Genomic DNA, 21,143 nt, shown 5'->3' on the forward strand with positions numbered 1-21,143 from the left:
TCAAGCCGCAGGGCGGGCCTCGAGCACTCTGGCCTCCTGCTCCTTGACCTTCTTCTCCGTGGAACGCAGTACCGCGTACAGCGGAGAGGCGACGAACAGTGTCGAGGCCGCAGCGACCACGGTGCCCACGAACAGTGACAGCGAAATATCCGTCAGCGTGCCCGCGCCGAGCAGGAACACGCCGATGAACAGGATCGCGCCGATCGGCAGGGCCGCGATGATCGTGGTGTTGATCGAGCGCACAGTGGTCTGGTTGATGCCCAGGTTCACCAATTCGGAGAATGTCCTGTCCTTTGCACTCCCGAAGTCCTGGGTCGTCTCCCTGATCTTGTCGAAGACCACCACCGTGTCGTACAGCGAGAAGCTCAAGACCGTGAGGAAGCCGATCACCGCCTCCGGGGTGACCTCGAAGCCGGTGGCCGAGTAGATCCCCATGGTCAGGACCATGACGAACACCAGGCCCAGGATCGCCGCCAATGACATCTTCCAGGTGCGGAAGTAGATCGCCATGAACACCATCGCCAGGGCCACGAAGATGATGAGCGCACGCGCCATCTTCTGGGTGACGTCCGCGCCCCACTGCGGGCCGATGAAGTTCGATGTGACATCGGAGTTGTCGACCTGCAGATGGCTCACGAGCGAGTCCCTGACCTGCTGCATCTGCTCATCGCTGAGCTGGTCGGTCTCGATCTTGAGGGTGTCATTGGTCGTCGGGACCACGGAGGGATTCGCAGCGCCCACCGCATCGGTCACCGCCTGTGAGGCCGCGTCGACCTTGTCGGTGGCCACGTGGTCGACCTGGAACTGGGATCCGCCGCGGAAGTCGATGCCCAGGTTGAACCCGCCGAAGACGGGGACCAGGATCGACAGGACGGTCAGCACGGCCGCGATCGTCAACCACAGTTTGGACTTCCCGACGAACGGGATGGACGATTCACCGGTGTGGAGCCTGTTGCCCCATTCGAAGAAGCGTTTCACTTACTCGTCCTCTCCCGACTTCAAAGCGGCCTTGCGTTCGGCGATCGACATCCCGTCCTCGGCCTTCCGGTCGGTCCGGGCCTGCCGCCTCTTCGCCTCCTTGAAGGACTTGCCCTTCTTCGACTTCTCCTTCGCACGTTCCAAATCCAGGCCGAGGGCACCGCGGTAGGCAGCGGGCTTGACCCCGAGCAACCGCGGATCCATCCCGGACATGGGGTGGCCGTTGCCGAAGAACTCCGTGCGCGCCAGGGCCTGCAGCATCGGATGGGTGAACAGGACGACGACGAGCACGTCGACGATGACTGTCAGACCCAGGGTGAAGGCGAAGCCACGCACCGAGCCGACTGCCAGGATGTAAAGAATGACGGCTGCGAGCATGTTGACCGCCTTGGACGCGTAGATCGTCCGGCCCGCACGCGACCAGCCGACCTCCACCGCGGATTTCAGAGGTCTGCCGTCGCGCAATTCATCTCGGACACGTTCGAAGTAGACGATGAACGAGTCGGCGGTCATGCCGATACCCACGATGATGCCGGCGACGCCGGCCAGGGACAGCCGATAACCGTACCGCCACGATACGAACAGCAGGAGCAGATAGGTCAGGATTCCAGCGACGACCAGGGAACTGACCGTCACCGAGGCCAGGGCGCGGTACTGGAACAGCGAGTACACGATGACCAACAACAGGCCGATACCGCCAGCGAGCAGGCCCTTCGAGAGGTATTCCGAACCCAGGGTCGGGGAGATCTGCTCCTCGGACTGGACCTGGAAGCTGATCGGCAGTGCACCGTTCTTCAGCTGGTTGGCCAGGGTCTCGGCCTCCTCCTGCGTGAAGCTGCCGGTGATCTGCGCCCGCCCATCGGTCACGGCCGACTGTGAGACGGGTGCCGTGAGCACCAGCCCGTCGAGGGTGATGGCGAACTGGTTGTAGGGCTGCTGCTGACCGGTGATGGCACTGGTCACCTTGCCGAAGACGTCACGGCCGGTTCCGTCGAACTCCATGGACACGGCCAGATTGTTCGTCTGCTGGCCCGAGGAGGAAGTCTCGTAACCGAAACTGGCGTCCTTGACATGCGAGCCGTCGAGCTCTACCGGGCCCAAGACGTACTTCTCCTGTCCGTCCTTGGAACACGCCACGACCGGCTGATCGGGGTTCAAGCGCTTGCCACCAGTCCGGTTCTCCGGATTCGTGCAGTCCAGTTCGGCGAATTGCTTCTGGATTTTCTCGCTGGCCCAGGACTGATCGGCTGCCGGATCGAAGCGCGGAATCTTCTGTGCCTCGGTGGAGTCCTGCTGTTTGGCCGTGGGCGAGGCGCTCGGCCCGCCGGCCGGAGCCGCGGAGGCGGCCTGTTTGGACACCGTACCGCCGGCCTTGCCGGTCTCCGACTGCTTGCCCAGCAGATCCTCGAGCTTCTTCTTCTGTTCATCGGTCATCTCCGGCGATTTCGACTCGCTCGGACTCGCCGACTCCTGCCCTGCGGGTTGCGGGGCGCCGACGGCCGCGACGCGGCGGAAGGCCAGCTGAGCCGAGGACCGGACCAGACCGCGGGTCTGCTTATCGGGGTTGCCAGGCAGGTTGACGACGATGTTCTGATCGCCCTGCGTGCTGATCTCGGCCTCCGATACACCCGTCGAGTCGACACGCTGCCGGATGATCGCCACAGCCTGCTGCAGCTGCTCCTTGGAGATCTTGGCGCCTTCGTCCAGCTGTGGTTCGAGGATGATCGAGGTTCCGCCCTCGAGGTCGAGTGCGAGGTTGGGAGTCCAACTCGCCTTGCCCCAGATGGACCCGGCGGCGATAATCGCGGCCACGATCGCCGTGATGACGATCAGCCACGTAAAACGCAGCCCGGGCCGGGGCTTGTTCTCTGAAGATGACACGGAAGTTCTTTCGATTGGGAGCACCGCGCTTTCAGACCAGGAGCCCGACGCGGTGTGGGTGGGAGGACCTGATTCAGTCCTTGTCCTTGTCGGCGGAGTCCTTCCCCTGCTGGGAGTCGGAGTCCTGTTCGGGCGATTCGCGCTTGGCCGCGTTCATCGCGTCGAGTTCGGCGTCGGTGATACGCGGGGACTCGGAGTCCGCTGCGGACTCTGCCGGTTCGTCGGACGCGGGCTCTGCCGGCGCCGGGTCGGCCTGAGCGGCCTGCACCTGGCCGATGGCCTGCTTGTGGAAGACCAGGATGGTGCCGGGCCCCGATTCGATGGTGACCTTGTTATCGGCTTCGTCGACGGACACGACGGTGCCGTAGATACCGGAACTGGTCATCACCGAGGCGCCGGGGACCAGATCGTTCTTCATCTGTTCGGCGCGGGCCTTCTGTTTCTTCTTGTTGCTGAACATGAAGAAGATGAGCATCGCCGCGACGACGACGATCAGAATCATGCTGGGATCCACGGAGGTACGACCTTTCAGAGAATGGGCAGATCGGTCGCTAGTCTAGTTGGGACCACCTAAGGATGACCAATCCCGCGGCCCCGGAATCAGTCCACCCGCTCCTCCGGCGGAGTCAGGCCCAAGTGCGCCCAGGCCTCGCGGGTGGCGATCCGGCCGCGTGGCGTCCGCGATATCAGCCCTTCGCGAACAAGGAAGGGCTCGGCGACCTCTTCGACGGTCTCGGCCTCCTCCCCCACCGATACGGCGAGGGTGGACAGTCCCACCGGACCGCCGTTGAATCGGCGGCATAGGACCCGCAGAACGGAGCGGTCGAGCCGGTCGAGTCCCCGTTCGTCGACCTCATATACCTTCAGCGCCTCCTGCGCCGCGTGTTTGTCCACGACTCCGCTGCCGCGCACCTGCGCCCAGTCGCGCACCCGCCGCAGCAGCCTGTTGGCGATGCGCGGGGTACCGCGGGAGCGCATCGCGATCTCGACCAGGCCGGCCGGCCTGGCCTCGATGCCGATCATCTGCGCCGAGCGGACGAGGACCCTTTCGAGATCCTCATCGGAGTAGAAGTCCAGGTGCCCGGTGAACCCGAAGCGGTCGCGCAGCGGCGCCGGCAGCAGCCCCGACCTGGTGGTCGCGCCGACCAGCGTGAACGGCGGAAGTTCGAGCGGGATCGCGGTGGCGCCGGGGCCCTTGCCGACGATGACGTCGACGCGGAAGTCCTCCATCGCGACGTAGAGCATTTCCTCGGCCGAACGCGACATCCTGTGGATCTCGTCGATGAACAGGACCTCGCCCTCCTCCAGCGAGGACAGGATCGCCGCAAGATCGCCGGCGTGCTGGATCGCCGGGCCCGAGGTGATCCGGATCTGCGCGCCCATTTCGGCAGCGATGATCATCGCCAGTGTGGTCTTGCCCAGTCCGGGCGGCCCCGAGAGCAACACATGGTCCGGCGTCCTGCCCCTGGCCCTGGCTGCATCGAGGACGAGGGAGAGCTGTTCGCGCACCAGTGGCTGCCCGACGAATTCCGCGAGCCCCTTCGGCCGCAGAGCAGCTTCCTGAGCCCGCTCCTGGGCTCCGGCACCGGTGCCCATCAGGCGCTCGAGTTCCGCGCCGGTCGGGTCGTCCGAACCGAAGTCGATTTCGTAGCCGTCGGTCACTGGCGGCCCCCCAGAACCCGCAGACTGGCCTTGAGCAGAACCGGTACGGAGGCCTCGGGCAGATCTGCGCGCACCGCGGAGACGACGTCGAGCGCTTCCGCTTCCTTCCAGCCGAGCCCGGTCAGGGCCAGCACGACCTCGTCGTCCGCGGCGGTGTGCACGGGGGCCCCCGCAGCAGCGGCCGCCGGCAATCGGTCGAGCCGGTTGCCCAGCTCCAGCATCATCCGGGCCGCGACCTTCTTGCCGATACCCGGCACCCGGGTCAGAGCGGCCTCGTCGCCGGCGGAGACCGCGGTGCTCAGTTCGGCCGGCCCCAGCACGCCGAGCACCGCCAGCGCCAGTTTGGGGCCCACCCCCGAGATACCGGTGAGGACTTCGAAAACCGATTTCTCGTCGGGTGTGGGGAAGCCGAACAGCGTCAGGGAGTCCTCGCGCACCACCAGGATCGTGTGCAGCGCCAGCTCCATTCCCGGTCTGGTCTGCAGTGCAAAGGCTGGGGTGATGTGAACTTCACGACCGACGCCGTAGGTCACGAGCGTCAGTGTGTCGGTCGTGACCGCGTGGACGGTCCCTGCAAGATAGGTGAGCACAGTGCTTCTCCGTGGAAGGGCTTATGTGGGAACAGATGTACGATTTCTCCCTAGCCTAGCGCACGCACGGCAGGTCCGGCTCAGCGATTCCTCCGGATCGCCGCCGCCCACTGTTCCTGTGCCCGGGTCAGGCCCGAGCCCTGCCTGCCGGCCGCCTGGCGGGCCAGTAGGTCCTTGGTGGGGCCCGGGGTCGAGGTGGCCGCGGTCGCCCCGCGCCACAGGTGGCAGATAGCGATGGCCAGGGCGTCCGCGGCGTCCGCGGGCTTCGGTGGGGCGTCGAGCCGGAGGATCTTCGTGACCATGGTGGTCATCTGCCGCTTATCGGCCCTGCCGTTGCCGGTGATCGCGGCCTTGACCTCGGAGGGTGTGTGCATGGCTACGGGGATGCCGCGGCGGGCGGCCAGTCCCATGGTCAGTCCGGAGGCCTGTGCCGTGCCCATGATGGTCGACACGTCGTTGCGGGCGAACACCCGCTCGATGCTGACGACATCGGGACGGTAGTCGTCGAGCCAGGTGTCGAACACCTCGGCGATGCGGCCCAGGCGGACGTCCACCGCGTCCGAGGCGGGGGTCCTGGCCACACCCACCGCCACCATCCGTGGCTGGTGCGCCCGACTGGACTCGACGACCCCGAGCCCACAGCGGGTGAGCCCGGGGTCGACACCGAGGATGCGCACGACGGCGGCCTAGTCGGATTCTTCCAACTGCGCCATGACCTCATCGGAGACATCGGCGTTGGTGTAGACGTTCTGCACATCGTCGCTGTCCTCGAGCGCATCGATGAGCTTGAACACCTTGGCCGCGGTCTCCGCGTCCAACGGGACCTCGAGGTTGGGCACGAAGGCGGCGTCGGCACTCTCGTAGTCGATCCCGGCGTCCTGCAGGGCAGAGCGCACTGCGACCAGATCAGTGGCCTCGGAGATCACCTCGAAGGTATCGCCGTTGTCCTTGACCTCTTCGGCTCCCGCGTCCAGGGTCGCCTCGAGGATCGCGTCCTCGTCTGCGTTGTCCTGCGAGACCACGACGACGCCCTTGCGTGCGAAGTTGTAGGCGACCGAACCGGGGTCGGCCATGTTCCCGCCGTTGCGGGTCACGGCCACACGCACCTCGGCTGCGGCACGGTTGCGGTTATCGGTCAGACATTCGATCAGCAGGGCCACACCGCCCTGGGCATAGCCCTCGTACATGATCGTCTCGTAGTCGACGCCCGAGCCGTCGAGGCCACCGCCGCGCTTGACCGCGCGATCGATGTTATCGGCGGGAACCGAGTTCTTCTTGGCCTTCTGCACGGCGTCGAAGAGAGTCGGGTTGCCAGCGGGGTCCGGTCCGCCATTCCTGGCCGCGACCTCGATGTTCTTGATCAGCTTGGCGAACAGCTTGCCGCGCTTGGCATCGATGGCCGCTTTCTTGTGCTTGGTGGTGGCCCACTTGGAGTGACCTGACACGGGATTTGCTCCTCTTCACCGATAATGCGACGCCGCTAGGCGGCGTCGACCTCTTCCAACGATTTATATTACAGGCGCCCGTTGCGCAGCCGCAGCGGCATGTCCGGGACGAGGCCCGCCACTACCAACCGGGCCAGTTCGCCAACGGCCACAGGCCGCATCACCCCGACGGCCGAGGTCCCCTCGGGTCCGACGACCACGGCGTCCAGGTCGAGCCAGGCGGTCTCCAGGATCGCCTTCTTCTCCAGGTCTGTGCGCAGTGCGTTGTCGAGGTCCTCATCGTCACTGCAGAGGAGTCCGTAGAACACCTCATCCTGGATGTGGACGCCGTCGGAGAGCGTGATGCTGGCCCGGTGACTGGCCAGCGGGCCGGTCAATTCCATCGGCTCGCACTCGATGCCGGTCTCCTCGGCCAGTTCGCGTACCGCTGTCCGCCGGGGGTCCTCCCCCAGTTCGGCGCCCCCGCCCGGGGTCTCCCACCACGTCCGGGTGGGGTCGTAGATGTCGCGCACGTGGATCATGAAGACCTGCGCAGCAGGGTTGACCACGATGACGCGCGCCGCCTGGCGGACGGTGAGTTCGCTCATTTCCTGCCTTCGTCTCGTCCCGATCTCCCCGGATTCCTATCAAGGGTGACCCGATCGAGCATACCCGCTCGGCGTGCCGAGCGTGAATGCGGCATCCCATCGACGCCGGTCATAGACTGGTCACCATGCCATCGACCACCGATATCCAGCTCCTGGCGTCAATCCCATCGCCGAGTGTATCCTCCTTCCAGCTGGGACCGCTGACCATCCACTTCTACGCGCTGTGCATCCTCGTGGGCATCATTGTGGCGCTGTGGTTGACCGACCGACGGCTGCGGGCCCGTGGGACCCAGGACTGGCAGATCGTCGACGTCGCGGTATGGGCGATCCCCCTGGCCATCGTGTGCGCCCGCGTCTACCACGTGCTCAGCCATTTCGGCGACTACTTCGGACCGGGGCGCAACCCCTGGAACATCACCGAGTACGGCTCGGTGTGGGCGATCTGGGAGGGCGGCATCGCGATTTTCGGTGCCCTCTTGGGCGGGGCCCTGGGCGTGTTCATCGGCTGCCGCCAGACCGGCCTGCGATTCACCGCCGTGGCCGATGCCCTGGCTCCGGGGTTGATCCTCGCGCAGGCCTGCGGACGCTTCGGCAATTGGTTCAATCAAGAGCTGTTCGGACGCCCCACCACCGTGCCCTGGGGACTCGAAATCGCGGCGGGAAATCCCGCCATTCCGGCGGGCACCCCCGCGGGAACCCTGTTCCATCCCACGTTCCTCTACGAAGTGCTGTGGAACGCCCTCGGCGTCGTGGTGCTGTTGTGGTTGGGCCGCAGGGTCTACTTCCAGTGGGGCCGGCTGTTCGCCGTCTACCTCATCTGGTATGGCGCCGGGCGCACGGTCTGGGAGAACATCCGGATCGATCCCAGTCAGTTCTACCTGGGCATTCGCACGAACGTGTGGGCGGCACTGGGTGCGATCGCCCTGGGCCTGATCATCCTGGCCGTGCAAGCCCGCCGACACAACGGGCCCGAACCCTCGCCCTATCTGCCCGGGCGCGCTCCGGCGGCCGAGCAGGACTGAACCGGAACGCTCGCAGCACAAGGGGCGGGCCCGTGGAGATGATCTCCACGGGCCCGCCCCTTGTTACCGGAAAACCGCCTCAGGCCACCGGCAGGTGCTTCGACCACCACTCCAGGACCGCCTCGAAGCGCTGCACCCGGTGCCTGGGCCGGCCCGCCCTGGACAATTCGTGGTTCTCGCCCGGGAAGATCAGGAACTCGGCCGGAACACCGGCCCGGCGCAGTGCCGCATAGTACTGCTGGCCCTGTTCCAGCGGGCACCGCAGGTCCCGCTCCGAGTGCATCACCAGGGTGGGTATCCGGACCAGGGCCGCCCGCTCGATCGGCGACTGGCGCGCGATGTCCTCGGCCGCCGGGCCCGTGTACTCATCCGTGAAGTAGCGGCCGATGTCGCTGGTTCCGTAGAACGAACCCGGCACGAGGTAGCCGCGTTCGACGATCGCCGCCGAGAACCTCGTGCCCTCCTGCGAGCCGATGAGCATCGCGGTCAGGTAGCCGCCGTATGAACCGCCCTGCACACCGATCCGGGTCCCGTCGAGCTCCGGATGTGCCGCCAGCGCGGTGTCGAGCACTGCCAGCACATCGGCGGCGGCGGGCTCTGCCATATCGCCCTTGACCGCCAGCCCCCAGTCCCGGCCCCTGCCATTGGACCCGCGTGGGTTGGAGTACACGACGGCGTAACCCGCCGCCACCAGTACCTGGGTCTCGTCGAACAGCGCATGGGTGTACTGGGAGAAGGGACCGCCGTGGATGTTCAAGATCACCGGGTGCGGACCAGGACCCCGGGGCACTGCTACCCAGCCGTGCACCTCCCCGCCACTTCCGTCCGCCTTGATCGCCTCGGGCACCACCGCATCGGGCACGCCGCCGAAGTCCGTCAGAGCCTCAGGGGCGATGCCGGCACCTGTGGCGGACTCGGCGTCGAGGGCGGCTGCGGGCACTCGGAAGAGTTCGCCGAAGGAGTCCGGGACAGCCGCCGTGAACACCAGCGATCCGTCGGCGGCGAAGGCGAACCCGGAGACCACCGCGTCCGCCGGGGTCAGGAAGTGCAGATCGCGCAGGGTCGCGGGCCCTACTGCGTCCAGTTCGAGTGCCGTCAGTCGGATCGCGCCGTCGGTGACGACCCCGAAGTACACTCTCCCATCGACGAGCTGCAGCAGGCCACCAGCGGCGTCGACGCTCGCGGCATCGGTCAAGCGCTCGGTGGCGCCCGTGGCGGTGTCGTGGACGTAGACCCCGGAGAGCTGGGCGATGAAATCGGTCGGTCCATCCGTGAAGTCCTGGGCGACGAGCACACAACGCGTGTCGTCGATCCAACGGTGGCTGTGCACTGCCAGGGACTCGGGAATCTCAAGGGCCCTGGGACCCTCTGCCGTGTACACCCACACGGTGTCGCGCAGATCGACCTCATCGATGTCATCGTGCCGGCCGGCCACCGCCGAACGGATCAGACCCGACGGGGAGTACTGCGGATCCGAGGTGTCCCCCGGCAGTTCCGGCAGGACCTCGGGCACCGGGTAGGAGTCGATGCCGTCCACCCCGACGGGTTCGACGCCGGCCTCGGGGATCGCGATTTCGAATACCACGGTGCCCCTGTCGCGGAAGTACCCCAGCCCATTGTGCAGGTACTGCGGGTGGGTGATCCGGCGCGGCGCCTCGGCATCGGCCGAAACCTCAGGATCGGTGCCGTAGCGGCCCTCCTCCGGGATCCGGGCCAGGACCAGGGCGGAGTCACCGTTCGGGGACACCGCGAAATCGTCCACGCCCAGATCCACGTTCGTCAGCACCCTGGTGGCACCAGGGTGTTCGCCGATGTGCAGCTGGGCCACGCCACCGCGGGCTGCGCGCAGTAGGGCGAAGCCACCGGCACACGAACGCAGGTGCGAATCGTTGAACCCGTGGCTGATGCGCCGGGTGACCGCTCCATCGGTGGCGAAGACCTGGCCGGTATAGGCGTCCTGGGCCGTCTGGGGCCGGCGCAGGGTGAACAGCACACGCTGCCCCCACGCCACCGGGTCGGCCAGCTGGTGGACCGCGTCGATGTCCTCTGGTGTCATCTCAGGCGACTTCCTTCCATGCGCTCGAATAGAGTTCCCGCACCTGCCCGTGGACCTGCGGCAGAGCCTTGGTGTGGGCGACGATGGGCAGGAAATTGGCGTCCCCGCTCCAGCGCGGCACCAGGTGCTGGTGCAGATGGGCGGCGATTCCGGCTCCGCCGGCCTCACCCTGGTTGATCCCGATGTTGAAACCGTCGGGCCCGGACACGTGCCTGATCATCCGCATCGCGTGCTGCGTGAAATGCGCCAGCTCGAGGGTTTCGGCCTCCGTCAGATCCGGGTAATCGGCGACGTGGCGATACGGACAGATGAGGAGATGACCCGGGTTGTACGGATACAGGTTGAGGATCGCGAAAACCGTCTCACCACGTGCCACGATGAGCGACTCCTCGTCACTGTGGGCCGGTCCCGCACAGAACGGGCATTGATGTTCGGTTGCATCCTTCGGCTTGTCCTGCCCACCGATGTAGACCATCCGATGCGGGGTCCAGAGGCGTTGCAGGCCGTCCGGCTCCCCGGGGAACCCTGCAGCCGCCTCGGGTTCGGGCATTACGTTGCCGGCCCCATCGCGGACCGTCATACCTGGGCCTTGGTCTCGATGGCCTCGCGGATTCGGGCCACTGCCGCATCCACTGGCACCCCGTTGTCCTGGCTGCCATCGCGGAACCGGAATGAAACGGCTCCCGCGTCACGGTCCTCGCCGCCGACGATCAGCGTGTAGGGCACCTTCGACTTGCTGGCGTTGCGGATCTTCTTGGGGAAGCGGTCGTCGGAATCGTCGACCTCGACGCGCACCCCTGCATCGCGCAGGCGGGCGGCGATCTCCTGTGCGTAGTCCAGGAATTCCTCTGCCACCGGCACCAGGGTCGCCTGTACCGGCGAGAGCCAGACGGGGAAGGCCCCGGCATAGTGCTCGGTCAGCACCCCGAGGAACCGTTCGATCGAGCCGAACTTCGCGGAGTGGATCATCACCGGCTGTTTGCGGGTGCCGTCGGCCGCCTGATATTCCAGGCCGAAGCGCTCAGGCTGGTTGAAGTCCAGCTGGACGGTGGACATCTGCCAGGTGCGGCCGATCGCGTCTCGGGCCTGGACGGAGATCTTGGGACCGTAGAAAGCCGCGCCGCCCGGATCCGGGACCAATTCGAGGCCGGATTCGCGCGCCACCTTCTCCAGGGTCTCGGTGGCCTCACGCCACTGCTCGTCCGAACCGATGAACTTGTCCTTCTTCTTCCCGTCCTCATCGCGGGTGGACAGCTCGAGGTAGAAGTCGTCGAGGCCGAAGTCGCGCAACAGGCTGAACACGAAGTTCAGCAGATGACGGATCTCATCGGCCGCGCCCTCCTGGGTGACGTAGGAGTGTGAGTCGTCCTGGGTCAGCGCCCGGACGCGGGTCAGTCCGTGCACCACCCCCGAGGCCTCATTGCGATAGACAGTGCCGAATTCGAACAGGCGCAGCGGCAGTTCCCGATACGAGCGCCCACGCGACCGGTAGATGAGGTTGTGCATCGGGCAGTTCATCGCCTTGAGCCGGTACGGTGTGCCCTTCTTGAGGACCTCGCCGTTCTCACCGAGCACTTCGTCGACCGGCAGGGCTGGGAACATGTCCTCACCGTAGTAGGGCAGATGCCCCGAGGTGTAGAACAGAGTCTCCTTCGAGATGTGCGGGGTGCCGACGTATTCGAAGCCCTCTTCGATGTGCCTGCGGCGGACGTAGTCCTCCATCTCACGTTTGATCACCCCGCCCTTGGGGTGGAAGACGGGCAGCCCCGATCCCAGTTCCTCCGGGAAGGAGAACAGGTCGAGTTCAGCGCCCAACTTACGGTGGTCGCGGCGCTCGGCCTCCTTGATCCGGTCCTGGTAGGCCTTGAGTTCGTCCTTGGTCGCCCAGGCCGTACCGTAGATCCGCTGGAGGCTCGCATTGTCCTGGTCACCGCGCCAGTAGGCGGCCGAGGACTTGGTGACGGCGAAGCCGTTGCCGATGTACTTCGTCGAGGGCAGGTGCGGGCCACGGCACAGATCCTGCCAGACGACTTCGCCCTTGCGGTTGCGGTTCTCGTAGACGGTCAGCTCGGCACCGCCGACCTCCACCGAGGACTCATCGTTCCCATGGCCCTTGTCGGTGATGAGTTCCAGTTTGAACGGCTCATCGGCCATCCTGCGACGGGCCTCAGCTTCATCGACCACGACGCGGTTGAAGGTCTGGCCCTCCTTGACGATCCGCGCCACCCGCTTCTCGATCTTCTTGAGGTCTTCGGGGGTGAAGGGGTTCTCCACCTGGAAGTCGAAGTAGAAGCCGTCGGTGATGTAGGGCCCGATTCCCAGTTTAGTGCCCGGGAACAGTTCCTGCACGGCCTGGGCCACCGCGTGTCCGGTGGAGTGGCGCAGGATGTCGAGTCCGGCCTGGTCGGCCAGGGTGATGGGGGCGATATGGTCGCCGACGGACAGTTCCCTGTTCAGATCGGCCGGCGCCCCGTTGAGCATGATCGCCACAACATCCCGACGATCCTCGAACACCGTTGTGCCCGTCATTCCCTCTACGAACGGAATGGGATTGTCGTCAAGGTACATGACTTCTGACACGGATGTACTCCTAGGTGATGAGAGTCGGACTCTAATGGATACGTCGATTCTATCCGCGCACGCGGTAGGGATTGTCGCGGGCACCGTCGAAGGTCAGCCGCAGGTCCAGGGAACCGATCGCTTTTTTGGGCACCGCGTAGGCCATTCGGAAGGTCTTCGACTTGCCGGGGGCGATCGATTCGTTGAAGGGTTCGACGCCGGAGAGCGCCATGGCTTCCGAGTACACGTCATAGCAGTGTTCCCCTGCGGCACGGCAGTACATTGCGGGATAGCCGGGGGAATAGGAGCGCTTCGAGTCGTTGACGATGCGCACGTAGACCATCGCGACGGTCTTACCCGCATATTTCCCAGGCTGGGCGTCGTCCGGAGCGGACTCCGCACGGACCGCCGTGCGCAAGGTCACACCCGAGTTCAGGTGTGCCCGATGTGCGTCCTGCGGGAAGTCGATCCCCGTCTGCGGACGAGTCCCCTGTGCAGTGGGCGAGGGTTCCGCCCGTGGCTCGTCGGCCTCATCGGTACCCAGCCGTTTATGAGCGGCGTTGAAATGGTACCCGGGGACCTCATGACCGAACATCCCCGCCATGGACAACCCCACCTGGCCGACCATGGTCAGGCAGCCCAGCCCCACCGACAGGGCCGTCAACCCAGCCACCCACGCGGTACGCCGGCCCCGGCCGACCCCGGCCAGTGTCCCCAGCACCACGGCTGCGGCCCCCAAGCCGATGACCAGGGCATCGAACCGACTCGTCGCAATACCCCAGCCCGCGGCCAGGGCCGTTGCCAGGCCCGCCAGCCCGAGCAGCCCACGAATCACTCCGGCCACCGGAGTCTCACCCCTGCCGGTCATCTCAGCCGGCGAAGGTGAACTTCAGGGTTTTGCTGCCATCGGCACCGCCGACGAACCGATACTCCAGCGCTACGTCCTTCTGCTGATCGGCCGGAACCGTATAGGCAACCTCGAAAGTACGGGATTGGCCGGCCGCGACCTCCTTGGTGAAGCTCAGCTGGCTGATCAGTTCACCGTCCTTGAAGTCGGTGACAGCCTTGCACTCCTTACCGCCATAACTGCACTTCGCGATCGGGAAGGAGGGCTTGTACGTGCTGCTGGTGGTGTTCTTGAGCGTCACCGTCGCCAGGGTCACCTGCTTGCCCGCAATGTCCTGCGGTTGCGCCGACTGGCTTGCGGTGAAGGAGGACAGTTTGACCGACATGCTGACGCCCTTGGCCAATTCGGCGGTGCCGTTTTCGGCTTCCACCGCGTCGTCGCCGGGGGCCGGCTGCGCAGCGGGCGCCGTTGCCTGATCGTCCTCCCCACCGGGGGCGGCGGCCGGGGCCTGTGTCGGCTGACCGTAACCGTCGGCGGTGGACTCCTTGCAGGTGTTCTCCGAGCTCGACCAGTAGTGGCCGGGTTCGTTGCTGCACTCCTCGGCCTTGCTCGCAGCGCCGAGTCCCACGACCACGCCCACGATCAGCACAATGGTACCCAGTAGGCCCAGCACCGTGGTGATGGCGCCCGCGATAACACCCGTCAGCGCCTGTCCCCGGTTGTTCGCCGTACCGTTCTTGACATTCTTCAGGCCGATGCAGCCCAGGATCAGACCGACCACGCCGGCCAACCAGATGAGGATGCCGACGAGGCCCAGGATCATCGCCCAGAGGCCGACGCCGTTCTTCTCCGAACCCGCCTGCGGGCCCTGCGGACCTCCGGGGTAACCGGTCGGACCATACGGCGGATAGTCCCCTCCCCCGTAATTACCGCCCTGATAATCGCCGGTGGTGCCATACGCCTGAGTTCCGTAGTCCGCCTGCGGTTGCCCATACGGGCTGCTCTGTCCCGCGTACGGATCCGTCGGACCGCTGCCCTGCGGCACCCCATACGGGTTGGGCTGATTGGGATCGTAAGGCTGACTCATCGAATACTTCCTCGTCTACAAGAACCTGGTAGGGATGCCGCGCCGATCAAGGGGCCACCGGGATCGCGGACGATGCACCACTACCCTACCCGACTGCGTTCGGGGGCCCACGAACCGGGCGAACATACAAAAAAGCGGCCCCGTAGGACCGCTTGACTGAGCACACTGTGTGTGCGCGATACTGGGATCGAACCAGTGACCTCTTCCGTGTCAGGGAAGCGCGCTACCGCTGCGCCAATCGCGCTCATGACGAGCTATTCAGTTGTTACGAGGTGGCGACGGGATTCGAACCCGTGTATACGGCTTTGCAGGCCGCTGCCTCGCCTCTCGGCCACGCCACCAGGTTGGGTTGCGAACCCACTACCAAGAGTCTGAAACTCCGGCACGCGAGCGGATGACGGGACTCGAACCCGCGACCCTCACCTTGGCAAGGTGATGCTCTACCAACTGAGCCACATCCGCATGATTGTGCCCGGGGTTTGAACCCCACGCGAGCGGATGACGGGACTCGAACCCGCGACCCTCACCTTGGCAAGGTGATGCTCTACCAACTGAGCCACATCCGCACTGTTCACACTGGCGTCGATGACTTCCGACACCATCGTGCGCGATACTGGGATCGAACCAGTGACCTCTTCCGTGTGAAGGAAGCGCGCTACCCCTGCGCCAATCGCGCATGATCGAATCATGCATATTCTATTATCACAGTGAATCTCTTCACCGTGCGCGATACTGGGATCGAACCAGTGACCTCTTCCGTGTCAGGGAAGCGCGCTACCGCTGCGCCAATCGCGCCCATGTTACACCGTAGGGCAACCGAGCGGATGACGGGACTCGAACCCGCGACCCTCACCTTGGCAAGGTGATGCTCTACCAACTGAGCCACATCCGCATGTCGTTCCGGCCGCCTTTCGGCTTGCCTCGCAACGAAATTAAACTCTATACGACGGTATCCGCACATGCCAAATCGTGTGGACATGACCCTGATCACAGAGATGCCGAAGGGTGGGCATTCAACGCGCAGGATCTCATCGACCGTCCACCGGATTCCCGGGAAACCACGACCGTGGACCAGTAAACTGCCGACTATGAGCACCGATGAGGCGACCACCCGCCCGGTCATCCCCCCTGCGGACACCCGCGTACCGGCACCGGCTTCCCCCACCGCGGCGCGCCCCACGCGCGGTGTGCCGGCCACACGGGCCCAGTGGTTCCGCGTCACCCGCCTGCATGCGCTGCGCACCCGGCGCCGGATCCACTCCAACCGACACGTCTCGCGGGTCTACCGTGTCAGCGTCGGTGTGGTGGGGGCACTCGTCATCGTCGCCGGCCTCATCATGGTCCCACTGCCCGGACCCGGCTGGCTCGTGGTCTTCTGCGGCATCGCGGTCATCGCCAGCGAGTTCGCCTGGGCGCACCGGTTGCTGTGCTGGGCGCGCCTGAAGCTCCATGTCTGGACGCGCTGGTTGGCAGCCCAACCCCGTTGGGTGGGTCTGCTGATCGGCACCGCCACGTGCGTGTGCGTGTGCGCCTGTGTCTGGGGTGTGCTGCGCCTGGCGGGGATCCCCGATTGGGTCCCCGCCCGGCTGGCCCACCTCACCCTGCTCGACTGAGTACCGGTGAGCCGACCCCGCGTGTTCAGGACTCCGCGTTGGCCAGCGCAGTCAGGCGCGAAAGGCAGCGCAGGTACTTCTTCTTGTATCCGCCGGCCAGCATCTCGGGGGTGAAAACCGCATCCAGCCGGGCTCCCGTGTTCTTGATCTCCACGGCGCGGTCGTACATCCGGTCCACCAGTGCCACGAAGCGCAGTGCGACATCCTGACTGGGGATCGTGGCGACATTCGACCAGGCCGCAGCCGTGACGGTGCCGAGCATACGCCCGTACCGTGATGGATGGACCTGTCGCAGGTGTTCCAACAGCGCCTCGAAATCGTCGACCGCGACCTCGCCGTCGACCGTGCCGACATAGTCGGACAGGCCCTGCGCATCCAGGGGTTCGGGCGGGGTGGGTGCGCCACGGTGGCGGTAATCATCGCCGTCGATCGAGAGGATTTCGAACTGATCGGCCATCGCCTGGATCTCGCGTAGGAAGTCCTGGGCTGCGAACCGTCCCTCCCCCAGCGCACCGGGCAGGGTGTTGGAGGTCGCGATGATCTTGACCCCGGCATCGGCGATCTCCCGCATCAGGCGGGTCATCATCATGGTGTCACCCGGATCGTCGAGTTCGAACTCGTCGATGCACACCAATCGCATCCCAGACAACACGGTCTTCGCCTGCTGGAATCCCAGGGCGCCGATCAGGTTCGTGTACTCGACGAAGGTACCGAAGGCAGCCGGCTTGTCGTTGGCGTGCCAGGCCGAGGCCAGCAGGTGGGTCTTGCCCACACCATAGCCGCCGTCGAGGTACACCCCGCGAACGGCCGGGGCCTTCTTACCGCCGAAGAGCCGGCCCAGCAGGCCGGGGCGCTTCGCGCCGGCACCGGTGAAATCGCTCAGCTTGTCCCGCGCAGCGCTCTGACTCGGCTGCGTCGGGTCCGGTCGGTAGGAGTCGAAGGAGACGTTCTCGAACTGCGGCGGGGGCACCAGCCCCGCCACCAGTTCGTCCGGGCTGACCCGGGGATTACGGTCGATCAGGTGCACAGTCGTAGAACTCACAAGCAACCAGTGTAGCCGGGGGCCCGACCACCGGATCCGCTAGGAGAAGTCAAAGCCCAGACGGCCCAGCTGTTTGGGATCCCGCTGCCAGTCCTTGGCGACCTTGACGTGGAGGTCCAGATAGATCGGCGTGCCCAGGATCGCCTCGATCTCCGAGCGCGCCTGTGACCCGATCTGCTTGAGCCGTGTGCCCCGCCGACCGATGATGATGGCCTTCTGGCTGTCGCGCTCCACATAGAGATTCACGTGCACGTCCCACAGGGGGCGGTCCTGGGGCCTGCCCTCGCGCGGGCCCATCTCCTCGACCTGCACAGCCAGGGAGTGCGGCAATTCGTCGCGTACCCCTTCGAGGGCGGCCTCCCTGACCAGCTCGGCCACGAGCACGGATTCGGGTTCATCGGTCAGGTCCCCGTCGGGGTACAGTGGCGGGCTGTCCGGCAGGTGTTCGGACAGCACCCGATCGACGGTATCGACCTGGAAGTCGCCCACGGCCGAGACCGGGACGATGTCGGCGAAGTCGTAGAGTTCACCGACGGCCAGCAGTGCTGCGCCGACCTCCTCCCGCGAGACCTTGTCGGTCTTGGTCACCAACGCGACCACCGGGGTGCGCCCGGCCACCTTCTTCAACTCCGCTGCGATATAGCGATCGCCGGGGCCGATCTTCTCATCGGCCGGCAGGCAGAACCCGATGACATCGACCTCGGACAACGTCATGGCCACCAGGTCGTTGAGCCTGGCCCCCAACAGGGTCCGTGGTTTGTGCAGCCCTGGCGTGTCCACCAATACGGTCTGATGATCCGGCCGGTGGACGATCCCGCGGATCGTGTGCCTGGTGGTCTGCGGTTTGGCCGAGGTGATGGCCACCTTGGCGCCGACCAGGGCATTCGTCAGGGTCGACTTGCCCGTATTGGGCCGTCCGACGAAACAGGCGAAGCCGGCCCGGAAGCCCTCGGGGACTTCGGCGAATAGGCTCATTGGTGTTGTCCTTCCTCGGTGTGTGCGGCCGGAGGTCCCACACGGGTGATGATGACGTGTTCGACGCGGTGGCGTCTGCCCTGTCCGGCCTCGGCGGTGATCCGCAGACCGGCGATCTGCGCCGTGGATCCGGCGATCGGCACCAGCCCGATGAGCGTCGTGAGCAGGCCGCCGACCGTGCTGACGTCCTCCTGATCGATGCGGACGTCGAAGAAGTCGGCCAGGTCCTCGATCTGCATGCGCACGGAAACGCGGAAGGTCCCGGGTTCGAGCTCTTCGATGTCGGCATCCTGATGGTCGTACTCGTCGTCGATCTCGCCGAAGATCTCCTCGACGATGTCCTCGATGGTCACGACCCCGGCGGTACCGCCGTATTCGTCGACGACGACCACCACGTGCCGGCTCTCGGCCTGCATCCGGTGCAGCAGCGCGTCGACGGCGACCGTGTCCGGGACGAAGGGGACCTGCCTGGCCAGCATCCAGGCCGGCTCGGCATCGTCCTCGGGATGGACGTGGACGCGCCTGACCACGTCCTTGAGGTAGAGCACCCCGCGCACATCGTCCATATCCTCGCCAATCACCGGGATCCGGGAGAAGCCCGAGCGCAGGAACAGGCTCAGCGCCCTGCGCAGCGGCGTTTCGGCGTCGAGCACGACCAGGTCGGTGCGCGGCACCATCACCTTGTAGGCCCTGGTGTCGCCCAGATTGAACACGCTTTCGATCATGTCGCGTTCATCGTCCTCGATGACGTTTCCGGCACTCGCCCGGTCGACCAGATCGCGCAGCTGGGACTCCGAGACGAAGGGACCGTCACGATAGACCCGATCGGGGGTGAGCATATTGCCCAGCCACACGAACACCCTGGCCACAGGCCCCAGCGCCCGGCGGAGTCCGAAGACGACTCCGGACAGGGCGAGGCTGACCTGCGTCGAGCGGCGCCGGCCGATCGTGCGCGGCGAGACCCCGGAGATCACGAACACCGCGATCGCAGCGGTCAGCACGCTGGCCAGCATCACCTCCCAGGCCTGCCCGAATGCACCCGTGTAGCCATAGACGATGAACACCGTGGCCCCGGCCTCGAAGAGCATCCGGGTGAAGATGAGCACATTGAGGTGGGTTGGCAGGTCGCCGAGGATCCGCAGGGTCCGGTCGGCGGCCCGGCTGCCCTCGGCGGCCAGGTCGGAGATCTCATGATGGCTGACCACGGAGAGCGCGGCGTCGACCGCCGCCAGGCAGGCCGCCAGGCCCAGCGCGCCCAGCGCCGCCAGGAAGAACCAGAGGATCGTCACCTAGTCCTCCGTGGGTTCCGGAATCGAGGTCCGGCCGGGTTCGCGTTCGGCGAACCAGGTCAACAGCAGTTGACGCTGATACCCGAACATCTCCGCCTTCTCCTGCGGCTGCGCGTGGTCAAACCCCATCAGGTGCAGCATCCCGTGAACGGTCAGCAGAAGGATCTCGTCCATCGTCGAGTGCCCGGCGGCCAGCGCCTGCCGGCGCGCCACCTCGGGATCGATGACGATATCGCCCAGCACTCCCTCGCCCTGTTCGCCGGGCCGCAGCTCGTCCATCGGGAACGACATCACATCGGTGGTGCCGGGCAGATCCATCCAGCGCATGTGCAGATCGGCCATCGCCGCATCGCCGATGAAGGTCACCGAGACGTCCACCAGCGGATTGATCCGCATCTGCGCCAGCACATGCGTGCACAGCCGGTGGACCTCGTCGAGGTCAACCGCGGAATCGGTCTCATTGGCCAGCTCGATGCTCATCGGCTTCTTCTCCCCTTGTTGCGCGGATGGTTCTCCCCCGGCGTGTGCGCCAGCGTCCAGTGGTCGTAGGCGTCCACGATCGCCGTCACCAGGCGGTGGCGCACGACGTCCTTGCTGGTCAGTTCCATGAAGGCGATGTCATCGACGCCGGAGAGGATGTCGCCGGCCGCGCGCAGCCCAGAGCGGGTGCCGCCCGGCAGGTCGACCTGCGAGGTGTCGCCCGTGATCACCATCGTCGAATTGAGGCCCAGCCGGGTCAGGAACATCTTCATCTGTTCGAAGGTGGTGTTCTGTGCCTCATCGAGGATGATGAAGGCGTCGTTGAGGGTGCGCCCTCGCATATAGGCCAGGGGCGCCACTTCGATGACCCCGGTGTCCAACAGCGTCTTGATGTGGTCGGGATCGATCATATTGTGCAGTGCATCGTAGAGCGGCCGCACATAGGGGTCGATCTTCTCGTCCAGGGAACCGGGCAGGAAGCCCAGGTGCTCCCCCGCCTCGACGGCCGGCCTGGTCAGGATGATCCGCGCCACCTCACGGTGCTGCAGAGCGGTGACGGCCATGGCCATGGCCAGATATGTCTTCCCGGTACCGGCCGGGCCGGTGCCGAAGGTGATCGTGTGGTTCCGGATCGCATTGACGTACTGGTGCTGGCCGAAGGTCTTGGGCCTGATCGACGTGCCCCGGTGGGACAGGATGTTCGCCCCCAGGACGTCGGCGCCTGCCGCGGGCTCGCCCCATAGGCGTTCCACGGTCTCCGGATCGTTCGGCTGGCCCGCCGCCGCGAGTTTGCGCATTTCACCCAGGACGCGGACCGCTGCGTCGACATTCGCCTGCGATCCGGTGACGGTCACGTCATGGCCACGGACATGGAACCGGGTGTCGCCGGCCAGGGCCTCGAGGCGACGCAGTCCCGCATCTGCTGGACCGAACATCGCGACGGGGTCGACCTGGGCTCCGATGCTCATGCGCACCGTGACGGCCTCGGCCGGAGTCTCCGTGGTGCTGGGGGTCGTGTCTGCTGACTGAG

The 21,143-nt window shown here is 65.8% G+C and carries 20 protein-coding genes and 7 tRNA genes; 2 read left to right on the plus strand and 25 right to left on the minus strand.

Going from position 1 to position 21,143, the window contains the following annotated elements:
* The 8 genes from secF to NQ034_RS00685 all read right to left on the minus strand — a co-directional run bounded on the left by secF (position 1) and on the right by NQ034_RS00685 (position 7,143).
* The gene (secF, locus tag NQ034_RS00650) at positions 1-978 is read right to left on the minus strand and encodes a protein translocase subunit SecF (protein ID WP_257046463.1); all 978 of its coding nucleotides are present in this window, start codon (positions 976-978) and stop codon (positions 1-3) included.
* The gene (gene secD / locus NQ034_RS00655; RefSeq protein ID WP_257046464.1) at positions 979-2,859 is read right to left on the minus strand and encodes a protein translocase subunit SecD; all 1,881 of its coding nucleotides are present in this window, start codon (positions 2,857-2,859) and stop codon (positions 979-981) included. It abuts the gene before it with no gap.
* Positions 2,860-2,932: 73 nt separating this feature from the next.
* On the minus strand, positions 2,933-3,361 hold the full coding sequence (gene yajC, locus NQ034_RS00660; protein ID WP_257046465.1) for a preprotein translocase subunit YajC: 429 nt from the start codon (positions 3,359-3,361) through the stop codon (positions 2,933-2,935).
* Between the two features lie 98 nt (positions 3,362-3,459).
* Complete coding sequence (gene ruvB, locus NQ034_RS00665) at positions 3,460-4,455, minus strand: Holliday junction branch migration DNA helicase RuvB (protein WP_257046646.1); 996 nt, start codon at positions 4,453-4,455, stop codon at positions 3,460-3,462.
* Between the two features lie 62 nt (positions 4,456-4,517).
* Positions 4,518-5,111, minus strand: coding sequence for a Holliday junction branch migration protein RuvA (gene ruvA, locus NQ034_RS00670; RefSeq protein WP_257046466.1), 594 nt, complete (start codon positions 5,109-5,111; stop codon positions 4,518-4,520).
* 80 nt (positions 5,112-5,191) lie between these two features.
* Entirely contained in the window at positions 5,192-5,788 is a 597-nt protein-coding gene (gene ruvC, locus NQ034_RS00675) for a crossover junction endodeoxyribonuclease RuvC (protein ID WP_257046467.1), read from the minus strand.
* Positions 5,789-5,797: 9 nt separating this feature from the next.
* Positions 5,798-6,556: a YebC/PmpR family DNA-binding transcriptional regulator gene (locus tag NQ034_RS00680; protein ID WP_257046468.1), complete on the minus strand. Its 759-nt coding sequence runs from the start codon at positions 6,554-6,556 to the stop codon at positions 5,798-5,800.
* Between the two features lie 68 nt (positions 6,557-6,624).
* Entirely contained in the window at positions 6,625-7,143 is a 519-nt protein-coding gene (locus NQ034_RS00685) for an NUDIX hydrolase (protein ID WP_257046469.1), read from the minus strand.
* A 125-nt stretch (positions 7,144-7,268) separates the two neighbouring features.
* Between NQ034_RS00685 and lgt the strand changes: the two genes are divergently transcribed.
* On the plus strand, positions 7,269-8,165 hold the full coding sequence (gene lgt, locus NQ034_RS00690; protein WP_257046470.1) for a prolipoprotein diacylglyceryl transferase: 897 nt from the start codon (positions 7,269-7,271) through the stop codon (positions 8,163-8,165).
* Between the two features lie 79 nt (positions 8,166-8,244).
* Here the strand turns inward: lgt and NQ034_RS00695 are convergent, their stop codons facing one another.
* From NQ034_RS00695 to NQ034_RS00750, 12 genes are all read right to left on the minus strand, one after another.
* The gene (locus tag NQ034_RS00695; protein ID WP_257046471.1) at positions 8,245-10,221 is read right to left on the minus strand and encodes an alpha/beta hydrolase family protein; all 1,977 of its coding nucleotides are present in this window, start codon (positions 10,219-10,221) and stop codon (positions 8,245-8,247) included.
* 1 nt (position 10,222) lies between these two features.
* Positions 10,223-10,801 carry an HIT family protein gene (locus tag NQ034_RS00700; protein ID WP_257046472.1) on the minus strand — a complete coding sequence of 193 codons (579 nt, stop codon included), beginning with the start codon at positions 10,799-10,801 and terminating at the stop codon, positions 10,223-10,225.
* Positions 10,798-12,789 carry a threonine--tRNA ligase gene (gene thrS, locus NQ034_RS00705; RefSeq protein WP_257046647.1) on the minus strand — a complete coding sequence of 664 codons (1,992 nt, stop codon included), beginning with the start codon at positions 12,787-12,789 and terminating at the stop codon, positions 10,798-10,800. The genes NQ034_RS00700 and thrS overlap by 4 nt, the downstream gene beginning before the upstream one ends.
* 61 nt (positions 12,790-12,850) lie before the next feature.
* The gene (locus NQ034_RS00710) at positions 12,851-13,648 is read right to left on the minus strand and encodes a hypothetical protein (protein ID WP_257046473.1); all 798 of its coding nucleotides are present in this window, start codon (positions 13,646-13,648) and stop codon (positions 12,851-12,853) included.
* A 1-nt stretch (position 13,649) separates the two neighbouring features.
* Positions 13,650-14,714: a DUF4190 domain-containing protein gene (locus NQ034_RS00715; protein ID WP_257046474.1), complete on the minus strand. Its 1,065-nt coding sequence runs from the start codon at positions 14,712-14,714 to the stop codon at positions 13,650-13,652.
* A 172-nt stretch (positions 14,715-14,886) separates the two neighbouring features.
* Positions 14,887-14,958, minus strand: a tRNA-Val gene (locus NQ034_RS00720).
* A 26-nt stretch (positions 14,959-14,984) separates the two neighbouring features.
* Positions 14,985-15,055: transfer RNA gene (locus NQ034_RS00725), tRNA-Cys, on the minus strand.
* Between the two features lie 48 nt (positions 15,056-15,103).
* Positions 15,104-15,176: transfer RNA gene (locus NQ034_RS00730), tRNA-Gly, on the minus strand.
* A 31-nt stretch (positions 15,177-15,207) separates the two neighbouring features.
* Positions 15,208-15,280 (minus strand) — tRNA-Gly (locus NQ034_RS00735).
* A gap of 38 nt (positions 15,281-15,318) precedes the next feature.
* Positions 15,319-15,390 (minus strand) — tRNA-Val (locus NQ034_RS00740).
* 47 nt (positions 15,391-15,437) lie between these two features.
* Positions 15,438-15,509 (minus strand) — tRNA-Val (locus tag NQ034_RS00745).
* A 24-nt stretch (positions 15,510-15,533) separates the two neighbouring features.
* Positions 15,534-15,606, minus strand: a tRNA-Gly gene (locus NQ034_RS00750).
* Between the two features lie 196 nt (positions 15,607-15,802).
* On the opposite strand from NQ034_RS00750, the gene NQ034_RS00755 reads away from it, so the two are divergent.
* The gene (locus NQ034_RS00755) at positions 15,803-16,327 is read left to right on the plus strand and encodes a TIGR02611 family protein (protein ID WP_257046475.1); all 525 of its coding nucleotides are present in this window, start codon (positions 15,803-15,805) and stop codon (positions 16,325-16,327) included.
* 25 nt (positions 16,328-16,352) lie between these two features.
* On the opposite strand, the gene zapE is transcribed toward NQ034_RS00755, so the two are convergent.
* The 5 genes from zapE to NQ034_RS00780 are packed head-to-tail and all read right to left on the minus strand — an operon-like array spanning position 16,353 to position 21,081.
* Positions 16,353-17,369, minus strand: a complete 1,017-nt coding sequence (gene zapE, locus NQ034_RS00760) for a cell division protein ZapE (protein WP_257046476.1) — start codon at positions 17,367-17,369, stop codon at positions 16,353-16,355.
* A gap of 39 nt (positions 17,370-17,408) precedes the next feature.
* Complete coding sequence (era, locus tag NQ034_RS00765) at positions 17,409-18,344, minus strand: GTPase Era (RefSeq protein ID WP_257046477.1); 936 nt, start codon at positions 18,342-18,344, stop codon at positions 17,409-17,411.
* Entirely contained in the window at positions 18,341-19,633 is a 1,293-nt protein-coding gene (locus tag NQ034_RS00770; RefSeq protein ID WP_257046478.1) for a hemolysin family protein, read from the minus strand. Before NQ034_RS00770 ends, era begins: the two co-directional genes overlap by 4 nt.
* Positions 19,634-20,113, minus strand: coding sequence for an rRNA maturation RNase YbeY (gene ybeY / locus NQ034_RS00775; protein ID WP_257046479.1), 480 nt, complete (start codon positions 20,111-20,113; stop codon positions 19,634-19,636). It lies immediately after the preceding gene.
* Positions 20,110-21,081 carry a PhoH family protein gene (locus tag NQ034_RS00780; protein ID WP_306427828.1) on the minus strand — a complete coding sequence of 324 codons (972 nt, stop codon included), beginning with the start codon at positions 21,079-21,081 and terminating at the stop codon, positions 20,110-20,112. Before NQ034_RS00780 ends, ybeY begins: the two co-directional genes overlap by 4 nt.
* Positions 21,082-21,143 lie beyond the last annotated feature (62 nt).

It is taken from the genome of Brevibacterium moorei, assembly GCF_024580735.1.
GTDB classification, from domain to species: Bacteria; Actinomycetota; Actinomycetes; order Actinomycetales; family Brevibacteriaceae; genus Brevibacterium; species Brevibacterium moorei.

What these genes read in the sequence shown, in the direction of transcription:
- lgt (WP_257046470.1), top strand. Translation starts at nt 7,269, where the DNA reads ATGCCATCGACCACCGATATCCAGCTCCTGGCGTCAATCCCATCGCCG.
- yajC (WP_257046465.1), bottom strand. Translation starts at nt 3,361, where the DNA reads ATGATTCTGATCGTCGTCGTCGCGGCGATGCTCATCTTCTTCATGTTC.
- thrS (WP_257046647.1), bottom strand. Translation starts at nt 12,789, where the DNA reads ATGTACCTTGACGACAATCCCATTCCGTTCGTAGAGGGAATGACGGGC.
- era (WP_257046477.1), bottom strand. Translation starts at nt 18,344, where the DNA reads ATGAGCCTATTCGCCGAAGTCCCCGAGGGCTTCCGGGCCGGCTTCGCC.
- NQ034_RS00780 (WP_306427828.1), bottom strand. Translation starts at nt 21,081, where the DNA reads ATGAGCATCGGAGCCCAGGTCGACCCCGTCGCGATGTTCGGTCCAGCA.
- NQ034_RS00710 (WP_257046473.1), bottom strand. Translation starts at nt 13,648, where the DNA reads ATGACCGGCAGGGGTGAGACTCCGGTGGCCGGAGTGATTCGTGGGCTG.
- ruvB (WP_257046646.1), bottom strand. Translation starts at nt 4,455, where the DNA reads ATGGGCACCGGTGCCGGAGCCCAGGAGCGGGCTCAGGAAGCTGCTCTG.
- ybeY (WP_257046479.1), bottom strand. Translation starts at nt 20,113, where the DNA reads ATGAGCATCGAGCTGGCCAATGAGACCGATTCCGCGGTTGACCTCGAC.
- NQ034_RS00755 (WP_257046475.1), top strand. Translation starts at nt 15,803, where the DNA reads ATGAGCACCGATGAGGCGACCACCCGCCCGGTCATCCCCCCTGCGGAC.
- NQ034_RS00715 (WP_257046474.1), bottom strand. Translation starts at nt 14,714, where the DNA reads ATGAGTCAGCCTTACGATCCCAATCAGCCCAACCCGTATGGGGTGCCG.
- NQ034_RS00695 (WP_257046471.1), bottom strand. Translation starts at nt 10,221, where the DNA reads ATGACACCAGAGGACATCGACGCGGTCCACCAGCTGGCCGACCCGGTG.
- NQ034_RS00700 (WP_257046472.1), bottom strand. Translation starts at nt 10,801, where the DNA reads ATGACGGTCCGCGATGGGGCCGGCAACGTAATGCCCGAACCCGAGGCG.
- NQ034_RS00685 (WP_257046469.1), bottom strand. Translation starts at nt 7,143, where the DNA reads ATGAGCGAACTCACCGTCCGCCAGGCGGCGCGCGTCATCGTGGTCAAC.